Here is a 13,591-nt window from a genome sequence, read left to right as displayed (position 1 = left end):
AAGGACAACGGCGTCGTCACCTGCGCGGGCTAGGCCCGGCCTGCGGGTACGACGCTTTTTTATGCAAGGTGCCCCGTCATGACTGAACGCCCCAACACCCCGCTGGCCTGGGTCAATGGCAGCGATGCCCCGGAAAAGTCCGCCATCGACCTGGGCTTCATGGCCCTCACCGATTGCGCCTCGGTGGTGGTCGCCGCCACCCAGGGCTTTGCCCAGCCCTACGGACTGACCCTGAACCTCAAGCGCCAGAGCTCCTGGGCCAGCCTGCGGGACAAGCTGGTGAGCGGTGAACTGGATGCCGCCCACAGCCTGTACGGCCTGATCTACGCGGTGCACCTGGGCATCGGCGGCACCAGCCCCTGCGACATGGCGGTGCTCATGGGCCTGAACCAGAATGGCCAGAGCATCAACCTGTCCCGCGAACTGCAGGCGCTCAAGGTGACCAGCCCTGAAGCACTCGACCGCCACGTGCACCAAAGCCGGGCGCGCCTGACCTTCGCCCAGACCTTTCCCACCGGCACCCACGCCATGTGGCTGTACTACTGGCTGGCCAGCCAGGGCATTCATCCATTGCTGGACGTCGACAGCGTGGTGGTACCGCCGCCGCAGATGGTCGCCCACCTGCAGGCCGGGCGCATCGACGGTTTCTGCGTCGGTGAACCCTGGAGCGCCAGCGCGGTGCAACAGGACCTGGGCTTCACCCTGGCCACCAGCCAGGCGATCTGGCCCGACCACCCGGAAAAGGTCCTCGGCTGCACCCGCGCCTTCGTCGAGCAATACCCCAACACGGCCCGCGCCCTGGTGATGGCGATCCTCGAAGCCAGCCGCTTCATCGAGCAAAGTCCGGAAAACCGCCGCAGCACCGCCCAGCTGCTGAGCGCCGCCGACTACCTGAATGCCCCGTTGGCCTGCATCGAACCGCGACTGCTGGGGGACTACGCCGACGGCCTGGGCAATCGCTGGCAGGACCCGCACGCCCTGCGCTTTCACCAGCACGGCGCGGTCAACCTGCCCTACCTGTCCGACGGCATGTGGTTCATGACCCAGTTCCGCCGCTGGGGCCTGCTGCGCGAGGACCCGGACTACCTCGGCGTCGCGCGCCAGGTGCAACAACTGCAGCTGTACCGCGAAGCCGCCAGCGCGCTGGGCATCGCCGCCCGGAACCAGGACATGCGCAGTAGCCAACTGATCGACGGCAAGGTCTGGGACGGCTCACAGCCTGCCGCCTATGCCCGCAGCTTCCGCCTGCACGCTCTCAACGACTCACCTTGCCTTGTCGCCCAGCACTGACCGGAGCCCGCCACCATGCTGCGTATCCTGCTGATCAACGACACCGCGAAGAAAGTCGGCCGGCTCAAGGCCGCACTCAGCGAGGCCGGCTTCGAGGTGATCGACGAATCCGGCCTGACCATCGATCTGCCCGGACGCGTCGAAACGCTGCGTCCGGACGTGGTCCTGATCGATACCGAGTCACCCAGCCGCGACGTCATGGAGCAAGTGGTGCTGGTCAGCCGCGACCAGCCCCGGCCCATCGTGATGTTCACCGACGAACACGATCCGGGGGTCATGCGCCAGGCGATCAAGTCCGGGGTCAGTGCCTACATCGTCGAAGGCATCCAGGTCCAGCGCCTGCAACCCATCCTCGACGTGGCCATGGCGCGCTTTGAAAGCGACCAGGCCCTGCGCGCGCAGCTCCAGGCCCGGGACCAGCAACTGGCCGAACGCAAGCGCATCGAACTGGCCAAGGGTCTGCTGATGAAAATGAAGGACTGCGACGAAGAACAGGCCTATACCCTGATGCGCCGCCAGGCCATGAGCAGACAGCAGAAACTGATCCAGGTGGCGGAACAGATCATCGCCATGCAGGAACTCCTCGGCTGAGTCTCCTCCCGTAGGAGCCGGCTTGCCGGCGAATGGGCCGCTGAACCTTGCGCCAGTCTTGAGAGGGCCTTCGCTGGCAAGCCAGCTCCTACAACCTGCTCCTGCGACCGGGGTTGGCGCGGCTCTTGCTACCAGATCCACACCGGTAACCAACGGCGGTTGCCCACCTACGACAAAGACGTCGCGCGCCCTGCTCGCCCACCGCGAGCCGGGCGCCGACGTCTTTGTCGTTCTGGCCCCACTGAACGGGGCCGGTGGCGCGACCGCACGGCGCTCCACCTGCAGGCTCATGACGGCTCCAACGACCCCTATCAGCTGAGGTGCGCGATGAATTCAAGCTTCTGGAAATCCGGCCATACCCCGACCCTGTTTGCAGCCTTCCTGTATTTCGACCTGAGTTTCATGGTCTGGTACCTGCTGGGCCCCCTGGCGGTGCAGATCGCCGCCGATCTGCCCCTGAGCCCCCAGCAACGCGGCCTGATGGTGGCCACGCCCATCCTCGCCGGCGCGCTGCTGCGCTTCATCATGGGCCTGTTGGCCGACCGCCTGTCACCGAAAACCGCCGGCCTGATCGGCCAGGTGATTGTCATCGGCGCCCTGTTCGTGGCCTGGAAACTGGGCATCCACAGCTATGAACAAGCGTTGTTGCTGGGGGTGTTCCTCGGCATGGCCGGGGCCTCCTTCGCGGTGGCCCTGCCCCTGGCCTCGCAATGGTATCCGCCGCAACACCAGGGCAAGGCCATGGGCATCGCCGGGGCCGGCAACTCCGGCACCGTGTTCGCCGCCCTGATCGCCCCGCTGCTGGCGGCGGCTTTCGGCTGGAGCAATGTCTTCGGCTTTGCCCTGATCCCGCTGATCCTGACCCTGGCGCTGTTCGCCTGGCTGGCGCGCAACGCTCCAGAGCGACCTCGCGCCAAGTCCATGGGCGACTACTTCAAGGCCCTGGGCGACCGCGATAGTTGGTGGTTCATGTTCTTCTACAGCGTGACCTTCGGCGGTTTCATCGGCCTGGCCAGCGCCCTGCCCGGCTACTTCAACGACCAGTACGGCCTGAGCCCGGTGACCGCCGGCTACTACACCGCCGCCTGCGTCTTCGGCGGCAGCCTGATGCGCCCCCTGGGCGGTGCCCTGGCCGACCGTTTTGGCGGCATCCGTACCTTGCTGGCGATGTACGGCGTGGCCGTGGTGTGCATCGCCGCCGTCGGCTTCAACCTGCCCAATTCCTACGCCGCCCTGGCCTTGTTCGTCTGCACCATGCTCGGCCTGGGCGCGGGCAATGGCGCGGTGTTCCAGCTGGTGCCGCAGCGCTTTCGCCGGGAAATCGGGGTCATGACCGGGCTGATCGGCATGGCCGGGGGCATCGGCGGCTTCGCCCTGGCCGCGGGCATGGGCGCCATCAAGCAGAGCAGCGGCAGCTATCAGCTGGCCTTGTGGCTGTTCGCCAGCCTCGGGGTCCTGGCCTGGTTCGGCCTGCATGGGGTCAAGCGCCGCTGGAGAACCACCTGGGGCGCCGCCGCCGTCACCGCAGCGCGGGTCTGAGCACGCCATGGGCCTGCAACTGAGCCACGCCGAGGCCAGCGCCAGTGGCCCGCGAGCGGAAAACCAGGACGCCCTGCGCCGGGTCACCCCGGCGCCGGAGCTGGCCGCCAGCAAAGGGCTGCTGTTCGCCATCGCCGATGGCGTCAGCCAATGTGCCGATGGCGGCCTCGCCGCGCGTTCCAGCCTGCAGGCCCTGGCCCTGGACTACTACGCCACCCCGCAGACCTGGGCCGTGGCCGAAGCCCTGGAGCGCCTGCTGAGCGCGCAGAATCGCTGGCTCCAGGCCAATGGCGGCGGCCAGCCGCTGCTCACCACCCTCAGCGCCCTGGTGTTGCGGGGGCAGCACTTCACCCTGGCCCATGTCGGCGACTGCCGGGTCTATCGCTGGCATCAGCAGCAACTGCAACGCATCACCCAGGACCATGTCTGGGAACAACCGGGCATGCGGCATGTGCTCAAGCGCGCCCTGGGCCTGGACCAGCACCTGGTGGTGGACTTTCTCGATGGCGAACTGCGCCAGGGCGAAAGCTTCCTGATGCTCAGCGACGGGGTCTGGGCCACCCTCGGCGACAGCGCCATCGCCGCCATCCTGCGCGACCAACCGGACCTGGACAGCGCGGTCGCGACCCTGGTCAGCGCCGCGCACCTGGCCGGCAGCCAGGACAACGCCAGCGCACTGCTGGTACGGGTCGACGCGCTGGGGGAACCCAGCATCGGCGATGCCCTGCTGCACCTGCGGCAATGGCCCCTGCCACCGCCGCTGAAACCGGGGCAGCTGTTCGAGGGCTGGCAGGTCGAGGCGCTGCTCAGCCAGAGCCAGCAATCGCTGCTATACCGCGTGCGTGACGAACAGCAACAGGCCTGGCTGCTGAAAACCCTGCCGGCGGCCCTGCACAACGACCGGGCGGCCTGCCAGGGTCTGCTGTCCGAAGAGTGGTTGCTGCGCCGCGTGGCCGGGCGGCACTTTCCCCAAGTGCACGGCGGCACGGCGCGCCAGCACCTGTATTACCTGATGCGCGAGTACCCCGGGCGCACCCTGCAACAGCTGTTTCGCCACAACGGCCCCCTGCCCCTGGACCAGTGGCAGTCCCTGGCCGAGCGCCTGCTGCGAGCCGTTGGCCTGCTGCATCGCCGGCAGATCCTGCACCGCGACATCAAGCCGGACAACCTGCTGCTGGGGGACGACGGTGAACTGCGGATACTGGATTTCGGCCTGGCTTACTGCCCGGGCTTGTCGGCGGACCCGGCGCACCTGCTGCCTGGCACCCCGGGCTATATCGCTCCGGAAGCCTTCACCGGCGCCCAGCTGAGCCCGCAACAGGACCTCTATGCGGTGGGCGTGAGCCTGTATTACCTGCTGACCGGGCACTATCCCCATGGCGAGATCGAAGCCTTCCAGCGCCCGCGCTTCGGCGCTGCGGTGCCTCCCGGCCGCTACCGCCCGGACCTGCCGCACTGGCTGGAGCAAAGCCTGGAGCGCGGCGTCTGTGCCGACCCGGCCCAGCGCTATGAAACGGCGGAAGAATGGCTGCTGGCGCTGGAACAGGGTGAGCGCCGCAGCCTGAGCCCCCGCCCGCGGCCCTTGCTGGAGCGGGAGCCGCTGAAGGTCTGGCGCGGCATCGCCCTGCTCGCCCTGCTGCTGAACCTGATGTTGCTGCTGGCCCTGCTGCATCGCTGAAGCCAGCAGATCTCTCAATCTCCCTGGCGCCTTCTGCGCAGCGGTTCGCAGCCTGCGACAACGGCTATGCAACCCTCGGCCTGCAGACCTGTAGCTGCTGTCGAGTCACGGCGAGGCTGCGCAAAGGTCCGCAGGCCCTTGCGGCGATCCCCCAGGCCGTTCAGCGCCCCCAGCAGCGCCCGCAAAGAGCCGAAAGCGGGCACGACGCCTTGATTCGGTGCAACAGCCGGACTCGGCCGGAACAGAAACGCCACCAGGGCCCGATAAAACCGCGCCCCGGACAACCTGGCACAAGCGCTGCATGAGATCAGGCAACAGACATCAAGCCTGGCCTTCAACGAAGAAGGCCGGCTTCCCGAGAGAACGGGATCGGACAAAGGCGTCCTCGTCAGGCCACTGACGGGACGCCTTTTTTGTTTGCGCGCAATTTGTCGAGCCAGGCCGCACTGACCCTGCCTGAGCTCCGGAGAAGCCCATGAAAAAACTCAAACTGGTGATGATCGGCAACGGCATGGCCGGGGTCCGCACCCTGGAAGAGTTGCTCAAGCTGAGCGACGAGCTGTACGACATCACCGTGTTCGGCGCCGAGCCCCACACCAATTACAACCGCATCCTGCTGTCGCCGGTACTGGCTGGCGAACAGACGTTCGAAGACATCGTCCTCAACGACCTGGACTGGTACCTGGAGCACGACATCAAGCTGCTACTCAATCGCAAGGTGGTGGAAATCGACCGGATCAAACGCCGGGTGATCGCCGACGACGGCAGCCAAGCCGAGTACGACCGCCTGCTGATCGCCACCGGCTCCACCCCCTTTATCCTGCCGATCCCCGGCAAGGACCTGCAGGGTGTGATCGGCTACCGCGATATCGCCGACACCCAGGCCATGATCGACGCCGCCAGGACCCACCAGCACGCGGTGGTGATCGGCGGCGGCCTGCTGGGCCTGGAAGCCGCCAACGGCCTCAAGCTACGGGGCATGGACGTGACCGTGGTGCACATTGGCCAGTGGCTGCTGGAGCGACAACTGGACCAGACCAGCGGCCAGTTGCTGCAGAGCGCCCTGGAAAGCCGCGGCCTGAAATTCCGCCTCTGCGAGCAGACCCAGGCGCTGATCGATGCCGGCAACGGCCGGGTCGGTTCGGTGCAGTTCAACAATGGCGAGATCATCCCCGCCGACCTGGTGGTGATGGCTGCCGGCATCCGCCCCAACACCGAGCTGGCGGAACGGGCCGGCCTGCCCTGCAACCGCGGGATCCTGGTCAACGACACCCTGCAAACCTTCGACCCGCGCATCTACGCCCTTGGCGAGTGCGCCAGTCACCGGGGCATCGCCTACGGCCTGGTGGCGCCGCTGTTCGAACAGGCCAAGGTCTGCGCCAATCACCTGGCCCAGCTGGGCTTCGCTCGCTACCAGGGCTCGGTGACCTCGACCAAGTTGAAGGTCACCGGCATCGATCTGTTTTCCGCCGGGGATTTCATGGGCGGCGACGGCACCGAAACCATCACCCTCGCCGACCCCATTGGCGGGGTCTACAAGAAGCTGGTGATCAAGGACGACGTGCTGGTGGGCGCCTGCCTGTACGGCGACACCGCGGACGGCGGTTGGTACTTCCGGCAGATCCGCGAGCAGCAGGCCATCGGCGCCATTCGCGACCGCCTGATGTTCGGCGAGAACGCTCTTGGCGACGTCGGCCACCAGGGCCAGGACAAGGCCATGAGCATGGCCGACAGCGCCGAAGTCTGCGGCTGCAACGGGGTGTGCAAGGGCAGCATCGTCAAGGCCATCCAGGAGCACGGGCTGTTCAGCGTCGACGAGGTCAAGAAACACACCAAGGCCGCCAGCTCCTGCGGCTCCTGCACCGGCCTGGTGGAGCAGATCCTGATCAATACCGTGGGTGGAGCGGCGGACGTCAAGCCGAAAAGCGAAACAGCCATCTGCGCCTGCAGCGACCTGAACCACGGCCAGATCCGCCAGGCGATCCGCGAACAGCACCTGCTGACCGTCGCCGGCACCATGAGCTACCTCAATTGGCGCACTGCCAACGGCTGCGCCACTTGCCGCCCAGCGCTGAACTACTACCTGATTTCCACCTGGCCGGGAGAGGCCCGGGACGATCCGCAATCGCGGCTGATCAACGAGCGGGCCCACGCCAATATCCAGAAGGACGGTAGCTATTCGGTGGTGCCGCGGATGTGGGGCGGGGTGACCAATCCCTCCGAACTGCGGCGCATCGCCGACGTCGCCGACAAGTACCAGGTGCCCATGGTCAAGGTCACCGGTGGCCAGCGCATCGACCTGCTGGGCATTCGCAAGGAGGACTTGCCCGGGGTCTGGAAGGACCTGGACATGCCCTCCGGCCACGCCTACGGCAAGTCCATCCGCACCGTGAAGACCTGCGTCGGCAGCGAGTTCTGCCGCTTCGGCACGCAGAACTCCACGCAGCTGGGCATCGAGCTGGAACACGACCTGTTCAATATGTGGTCGCCGCACAAGGTCAAGCTGGCGGTGTCCGGCTGCCCGCGCAACTGCTCGGAAGCCGGGATCAAGGATGTCGGGATCATCGGCGTCGATTCCGGCTGGGAGATGTACATCGGCGGCAACGGCGGGATCAAGACCGAGGTGGCGCAGTTTTTCGTCAAGCTCAAGACCGCCGAAGAGGTGCGCGAGTACAACGGCGCGTTCCTCCAGCTGTACCGCGAAGAGGCCTTCTACCTCGAACGCACCGTGCACTACCTGCAACGGGTCGGCATGGAGCACGTGAAAAAGGCCGTGCTGGAAGACCCCGAACGGCGCAAGGCGCTGAACCAGCGCTTGCAGTTCGCCCTGTCCTTCGAGCAAGACCCGTGGCAACAGCGCCTGGCCGAGCCGCAGCTGAAAAAAGAGTACGAATCGATCCCCCTGAAACACCTGGAGGTGCCGGCATGAACTGGCTGGATATCTGCGCCCTGGAAGAGATCAACGCCCTGGGTTCGCGCGTCATCAAGGGGCCCCGGGGCGATATCGCGATTTTTCGTACCGGCGACGATCAGGTCTTCGCCCTGGACGATCGCTGTCCGCACAAGGGCGGCCCGCTGTCCCAGGGGCTGATCTACGGCAGGCGCGTGGCCTGCCCCTTGCACAACTGGCAGATCGACCTGGAATCCGGCGAGGCCCAGGCGCCGGACGTCGGTTGTGCCCACCGGCATCAGGCCCGGGTGCTAGCGGGCCGGGTGCAACTGATCTTGCGGGATGCCGGGTGATGCCGCGCCAGAGCACGGCCTCGACCTGTTGCTACTGCGGGGTTGGCTGCGGCGTGCTGATCGAGCATGACGACAAGCAGATCCTCGGGGTCAGTGGCGATCCGGCGCACCCGGCCAACTTCGGCAAGTTGTGCAGCAAGGGCGCCAGCCTGCACCTGACCGGCGACCCCAGTGCCCGCGCCCTGTACCCGGAGCTGCGCCTGGGCAAGGATCTGCCCCGCAGCCGCTGCGACTGGGACAGCGCCCTGGAACACGCCGCCGGGATATTTGCCCAAACCATCGCCGAGCACGGCCCGGACAGCGTGGCGTTCTATATCTCCGGGCAATTGCTGACCGAGGACTACTACGCCTTCAACAAGCTGGCCCGGGCCCTGGTGGGCACCAACAACATCGACAGCAATTCGCGACTGTGCATGTCTTCGGCGGTGGTGGGCTACAAGCGCAGCCTGGGGGCCGATGCGCCGCCCTGCAGCTATGAGGACCTGGAGCTGAGCGATTGCGTGATGATCGTCGGCAGCAACATGGCCTACGCCCATCCGGTGCTGTTCCGGCGCCTGGAACAGGCCAAAAGCCAGCGTCCGCAGATGAAAGTGCTGGTGATCGACCCGCGTCGCACCGATACCTGCGATCTGGCCGACCTGCACCTGGCGATCCTGCCCGGGACCGACGTGGCCCTGTTCCACGGCATCCTCCATTTACTGCTGTGGGAAGACTGGATCGACCGGGACTTCATCCGCGAACACACCGAGGGCCTGGCCGAGTTGAAAGCCCTGGTCCGCGACTACACTCCGCCGATGGTGGCGCAGTTGTGCGGGATCAGCGTCGAGCACTTGCAGCAATGCGCGCAGTGGATCGGCAACGCGGCGAGTTTTCTGTCCCTGTGGTGCATGGGGTTGAATCAGTCCAGCGCCGGTAGCGCAAAAAACAGCGCGCTGATCAATCTGCACCTGGCCACCGGGCAGATCGGCCGCCCCGGCGCCGGCCCCTTCTCGCTCACCGGCCAGCCCAATGCCATGGGCGGGCGCGAAACCGGCAGCCTGAGCAACCTGCTCCCCGGGCACCGGGAGGCCGCCGATCCCGAGCATCGCGCAGAGGTCGCCGCCTACTGGGGCGTGGAGCAGTTGCCCGCCCGCGCCGGATTGAGCGCCATCGAGCTGTTTGAACAGTTGCCCAGCGGCCGGATCAAGGCCCTGTGGATCGCCTGCACCAACCCGGCACAATCGCTGCCGGACCAGAATACGGTGCAAGCGGCGCTACAAGCCTGCCCTTTCGTGGTCCTGCAGGAAGCCTTCGCCACCACGGAAACCGCGGCCTTTGCCGACCTGCTGCTACCCGCCGCCAGTTGGGGGGAGAAAGAAGGCACGGTGACCAACTCGGAACGCCGGGTTTCTCACGTGCGCCAGGCGGTGCCCGCGCCCGGCGAGGCGCGGCCTGACTGGGCCATTACCCTGGACTTCGCCCAGCGCCTGGAGCGCCGCCTGCGTCCCGGCCTGCCGAGCCTGTTTGACTTCACTTGCGCCGCCCAACTGTTCGATGAGTACAAAGGCCTGACGCAGGGCCGCGATTTGGATCTGTCCGGCCTCAGTCACCAGCTGATCGACCGCCTCGGCCCGCAGCAATGGCCCTTCCCCAACGGTGTGACACAGGGCACGCCACGCTTGTATGGCGACGGTGTATTTCCCACTGCCTCTGGCCGTGCACGCTTTATCGCCGATCCCTATGTGGCCGCCAAGGAACAGCGAGACGCGCGTTTCCCTCTGACCCTGATCACCGGTCGGCTGCGTGACCAGTGGCACGGTATGAGCCGCACCGGTACTGCGGCGCAGCTGTTTGGTCACGTCAGCGAGGCGCTGTTGAGCCTGCACCCGGACGAGTTGCGCCGGCAACGCTTGCGCGAGGGCGATCTGGTGAGCCTGAAAAGCCGGCGTGGCAGCGTGATTGTCGCCGTCGCCCGTGATGACGGCGTGCGCCCCGGCCAGGCGTTCCTGCCCATGCACTGGGGCGATCGCTTCCTCAAGGGCGGGGTCAACGCCGTGACTCAATCGGCCTTCGATCCCCTGTCCAAACAGCCGGAGCTCAAGCACAGCGGCGTGCGCCTGGAACCGGTGCAACTGCCCTGGCAGTTGTTCGCCCTGATCGAAGGCGAGGTACAGGCCCACTTCAAGGTTCTGCGTCCGCTGTGCGAAGCCTTTGCCTATGTCAGCTTCAGCCTGAGCGGTCGCGAGCGCCCGGCCCTGGTGATCCGCGCCGCCCACCAGGAAGCGCCGCTGCCGGCATTGCTCAAGCTGATCGACCAGCAGTTGGGGCTGGAAGGTGGGCCGGTCCTGGCCTACGACGATCCGCGCCGGGCCATCGGCAAGCGCGTGCGTATCGAACAAGGACGGATCACCGCGATCCGACTGGCCGGGGAAACCCTGGCCCAGCACTGGTTGCAGCAGTTGTGGCTCGAAGGCCGCGCCGATGAGCAACTGCGCCGCTGGCTGCTGGCGCCGATGAGCGCCCCGCCGCAGGCCAGCGGCCTGGGCGGAACACGGCAACGAACCCTGTGCAACTGCAAGAACGTCAGCTATCGGGCGGTGGGGGCCGGTATCGCTGAAGGGCTGAACCTTGAACAACTGCAACAGCAATTGGGCTGCGGTAGCCAATGTGGCTCCTGCGTGCCGGAGATCAAGCGTCTGCTGGCGGCGGCAGTGCAACCTGCCAGCCTCCCTGTGTGAGGAATGAATATGAGTGCAAAAGTCTGGCTGGTTGGCGCGGGGCCGGGGGATCCGGAGCTGTTGACCCTCAAGGCGGTGCGTGCCCTTGGCGAGGCCGAGGTGGTGCTGATCGATGATCTGGTGAACCACGCCGTGCTGGCGCACTGCCCTGGGGCACGGGTCATTGCAGTCGGCAAACGAGGAGGATGCCGTTCTACGCCCCAAGCCTTCATTCATCGCCTGATGCTGCGCTATGCCCGTCAGGGCCGCTGCGTGGTGCGCCTCAAGGGCGGCGATCCGTGCATCTTTGGTCGCGGCGGCGAAGAAGCCCAGTGGCTGAAGGAACGGGGCATCGAGGTGGAACTGGTCAACGGCATCACGGCTGGGCTGGCCGGCGCCACGCGCTGCGAGATTCCCCTGACCCTGCGCGGCGTCGCCCGGGGGGTGACCCTGGTCACCGCGCACACTCAGGATGACAGCCGCCTGAACTGGCAGGCCTTGGCGCAAAGCGGCACGACCTTGGTGATCTACATGGGCGTGGCGAAGCTGGCGGAGATTGCCGGGCAATTGCGTGAAGGCGGCCTGGCGGCCGATACGCCGGTGGCGATGATTGAAAACGCTTCGCTGCCTGAACAGCGGGAATGTCGCAGCGATCTGGCAGGGATGGAACGGGATGCCCAGCGCTTTGCGCTCAAGAGCCCGGCGATCCTGGTGATTGGTGCCGTGGCGGCCACGGCGTCCGCCCTTGAAGCCTGCGTCGGACAAGCCTGAGTCGAGGCTCTGGCCGGACAAATCGCAGGCAAAGAAAAACCCGGCCTAGGCCGGGTTTTTCCAAGCTACAAGGCTAATTACTTAGCTTGAGCTTCAACCGAGGCTTCTACGCGACGGTTGATAGCGCGACCAGCTTCAGTTGCGTTGTCGGCAACTGGGCGGGACTCACCGTAACCAACGGATTGAACGCGGTTAGCGCCAACGCCGTACTGGTTGACCAGAACTTGTTTAACGGCGTTTGCACGACGCTCAGACAGCTTCTGGTTGTAAGCGTCAGGACCGACGGAGTCAGTGTGACCTTCAACAACGGTGGTGGTCTGTGGGTACTGCTTCATGAAGTCAGCGAGGTTCTTGATGTCAGCGTAGCTGTTAGGCTTAACGACCGACTTGTCGAAGTCGAACTTCACGTCCAGCTCAACACGAACAACTTCAGCAACTGGAGCTTCTGGAGCTGGTTCTGGAGCTGGAGCCGGTACTGGAGCCGGTGCTGGAGCAACTTTGCCGCCGCTGCCACCGAAGTTCACACCCAGGCCGATAGTAGGAGCGTAGTCCCACTTGCCGTTGTCCAGCTTGTAGTCAGCTTCAACGCCGGCACGGGCGAACAGGTTGTCGGTGAAGTAGTACTTAACACCAGCGCCTGCAGTCAGGAAAGTCGACTGGTCGCGGCCGCTGTGACCGTCAGCGATCACGTTGGTCATGCTCTTGTGAGCAACACCGCCGGAAACGTATGGACGCAGAGCGTCACCCACAGAACCAAAGTGGTACTGAGCGTTCAGGCCGAAGTTGTCGCCTTTGATCTTCTGGTTACCAGTACCGTCGTTAGAACGGGTGTGGTTGGTCTTGTCGTAGGTAGCGTTCAACGACAGGTCGTCGGTCAGGAAGTAACCGATCGATGCGCCTGGGTTGAAGCCGTCTTCAACGTGATTAACGCTGTCGTTGTACTGTTTTTTGTAAAACAGTTCACCCTCGACCGCGCCTTGGCCTTGCGCCAGAACGCCGAACGAAGTCACGGCAACAATAGAACCAATGGCAATGCCCAAGGTGTTTTTCAGTTTCATCCGTTAAATCCCCATCTGGTGATTGTAAAGCAGTCCCACATACCGGGGGACAACTCGGCGGTAAGTCTATCAGAACTCACCTAGACGTAAGAGATATTTGCGCCGAACTAAGTTTCAGCAATGCCTGCAAATTTCTCACGCAATTTATCAAGAGCACGTTTGTAACGCATTTTCGTAGCACTCAACCCCATGTGCATGATGTCTGCGATCTCCTGGAACTCCAGCTCTGCGACAAATCGTAGCACCAGAATTTCCCGGTCAATCGGGTTCACATGCACCAACCAGCGGTCAAGTCCGCCCTTTTCCTCTGGTTTTGGTGCCTTCTCTTCAGAGGCCTCCTCGAGGGGGTCAAGACTTAAAGCGTCCATCAACCGACGCTTGCGCCGCTCCTTGCGATACTGCGTGATGCACTCGTTGTACGTGATGCTATATAGCCACGTCTTGAACTTCGATTTACCCTCAAAGTTCTTAAGGCCATACAGCACCTTCAACATCACTTCCTGACAGACATCATCCGCATCCCGATCGTTCCCTAGATAACGTGCGCAAACATTAAATAGGGTCCTCTGATAGCGTCGCATCAACTCTTCATAGGCGCGTGTTACGTGAAACAGCTCCGTATGTGAGCGCGCAACCAACTCCTCATCAGAGAGCTCACGGGGGTCATAGCGCGTGGATAACGATTGGGTTTTATTCAAAACGAGTCGTGCCGACAGTCAGGTCAA

General features: G+C 64.7%; 10 protein-coding genes. 8 read left to right on the top strand and 2 right to left on the bottom strand.

Annotation, left to right across the window (positions count from 1 at the left end):
- Positions 1-78 precede the first annotated feature (78 nt).
- The 8 genes from DNK59_RS09490 to cobA all read left to right on the top strand — a co-directional run bounded on the left by DNK59_RS09490 (position 79) and on the right by cobA (position 11,808).
- Positions 79-1,290: a CmpA/NrtA family ABC transporter substrate-binding protein gene (locus DNK59_RS09490; RefSeq protein ID WP_110723038.1), complete on the top strand. Its 1,212-nt coding sequence runs from the start codon at positions 79-81 to the stop codon at positions 1,288-1,290.
- 15 nt (positions 1,291-1,305) lie between these two features.
- The gene (locus DNK59_RS09485; RefSeq protein ID WP_110723037.1) at positions 1,306-1,881 is read left to right on the top strand and encodes an ANTAR domain-containing response regulator; all 576 of its coding nucleotides are present in this window, start codon (positions 1,306-1,308) and stop codon (positions 1,879-1,881) included.
- Positions 1,882-2,208: 327 nt separating this feature from the next.
- Positions 2,209-3,420: a NarK/NasA family nitrate transporter gene (locus tag DNK59_RS09480; protein ID WP_110723036.1), complete on the top strand. Its 1,212-nt coding sequence runs from the start codon at positions 2,209-2,211 to the stop codon at positions 3,418-3,420.
- 7 nt (positions 3,421-3,427) lie between these two features.
- Positions 3,428-5,098: a bifunctional protein-serine/threonine kinase/phosphatase gene (locus DNK59_RS09475; protein WP_110723035.1), complete on the top strand. Its 1,671-nt coding sequence runs from the start codon at positions 3,428-3,430 to the stop codon at positions 5,096-5,098.
- 475 nt (positions 5,099-5,573) lie between these two features.
- The gene (gene nirB, locus DNK59_RS09470) at positions 5,574-8,027 is read left to right on the top strand and encodes a nitrite reductase large subunit NirB (RefSeq protein WP_110723034.1); all 2,454 of its coding nucleotides are present in this window, start codon (positions 5,574-5,576) and stop codon (positions 8,025-8,027) included.
- On the top strand, positions 8,024-8,341 hold the full coding sequence (gene nirD / locus DNK59_RS09465; RefSeq protein ID WP_092316692.1) for a nitrite reductase small subunit NirD: 318 nt from the start codon (positions 8,024-8,026) through the stop codon (positions 8,339-8,341). The genes nirB and nirD overlap by 4 nt, the downstream gene beginning before the upstream one ends.
- Entirely contained in the window at positions 8,341-11,058 is a 2,718-nt protein-coding gene (locus tag DNK59_RS09460) for a nitrate reductase (RefSeq protein WP_110723033.1), read from the top strand. The genes nirD and DNK59_RS09460 overlap by 1 nt, the downstream gene beginning before the upstream one ends.
- A 9-nt stretch (positions 11,059-11,067) precedes the next feature.
- On the top strand, positions 11,068-11,808 hold the full coding sequence (gene cobA / locus DNK59_RS09455; RefSeq protein ID WP_092316696.1) for a uroporphyrinogen-III C-methyltransferase: 741 nt from the start codon (positions 11,068-11,070) through the stop codon (positions 11,806-11,808).
- A gap of 77 nt (positions 11,809-11,885) precedes the next feature.
- Here cobA and DNK59_RS09450 read toward each other — a convergent pair whose 3' ends face one another.
- Both DNK59_RS09450 and sigX read right to left on the bottom strand, forming a co-directional pair.
- Entirely contained in the window at positions 11,886-12,866 is a 981-nt protein-coding gene (locus DNK59_RS09450; protein ID WP_092316698.1) for an OmpA family protein, read from the bottom strand.
- A gap of 107 nt (positions 12,867-12,973) precedes the next feature.
- Entirely contained in the window at positions 12,974-13,564 is a 591-nt protein-coding gene (gene sigX, locus DNK59_RS09445) for an RNA polymerase sigma factor SigX (protein WP_011060195.1), read from the bottom strand.
- Positions 13,565-13,591 lie beyond the last annotated feature (27 nt).

The organism is Pseudomonas sp. TKO26 (assembly GCF_003225665.1).
Lineage (GTDB): Bacteria > Pseudomonadota > Gammaproteobacteria > Pseudomonadales > Pseudomonadaceae > Aquipseudomonas > Aquipseudomonas saponiphila.
This window is presented reverse-complemented; position numbering and strand designations above follow the sequence as displayed.

Coding starts and splice junctions, on each gene's coding strand:
- DNK59_RS09490 (WP_110723038.1), top strand. CDS start 79: ATGACTGAACGCCCCAACACCCCGCTGGCCTGGGTCAATGGCAGCGAT.
- DNK59_RS09485 (WP_110723037.1), top strand. CDS start 1,306: ATGCTGCGTATCCTGCTGATCAACGACACCGCGAAGAAAGTCGGCCGG.
- DNK59_RS09480 (WP_110723036.1), top strand. CDS start 2,209: ATGAATTCAAGCTTCTGGAAATCCGGCCATACCCCGACCCTGTTTGCA.
- DNK59_RS09475 (WP_110723035.1), top strand. CDS start 3,428: ATGGGCCTGCAACTGAGCCACGCCGAGGCCAGCGCCAGTGGCCCGCGA.
- nirB (WP_110723034.1), top strand. CDS start 5,574: ATGAAAAAACTCAAACTGGTGATGATCGGCAACGGCATGGCCGGGGTC.
- nirD (WP_092316692.1), top strand. CDS start 8,024: ATGAACTGGCTGGATATCTGCGCCCTGGAAGAGATCAACGCCCTGGGT.
- DNK59_RS09460 (WP_110723033.1), top strand. CDS start 8,341: ATGCCGCGCCAGAGCACGGCCTCGACCTGTTGCTACTGCGGGGTTGGC.
- cobA (WP_092316696.1), top strand. CDS start 11,068: ATGAGTGCAAAAGTCTGGCTGGTTGGCGCGGGGCCGGGGGATCCGGAG.
- DNK59_RS09450 (WP_092316698.1), bottom strand. CDS start 12,866: ATGAAACTGAAAAACACCTTGGGCATTGCCATTGGTTCTATTGTTGCC.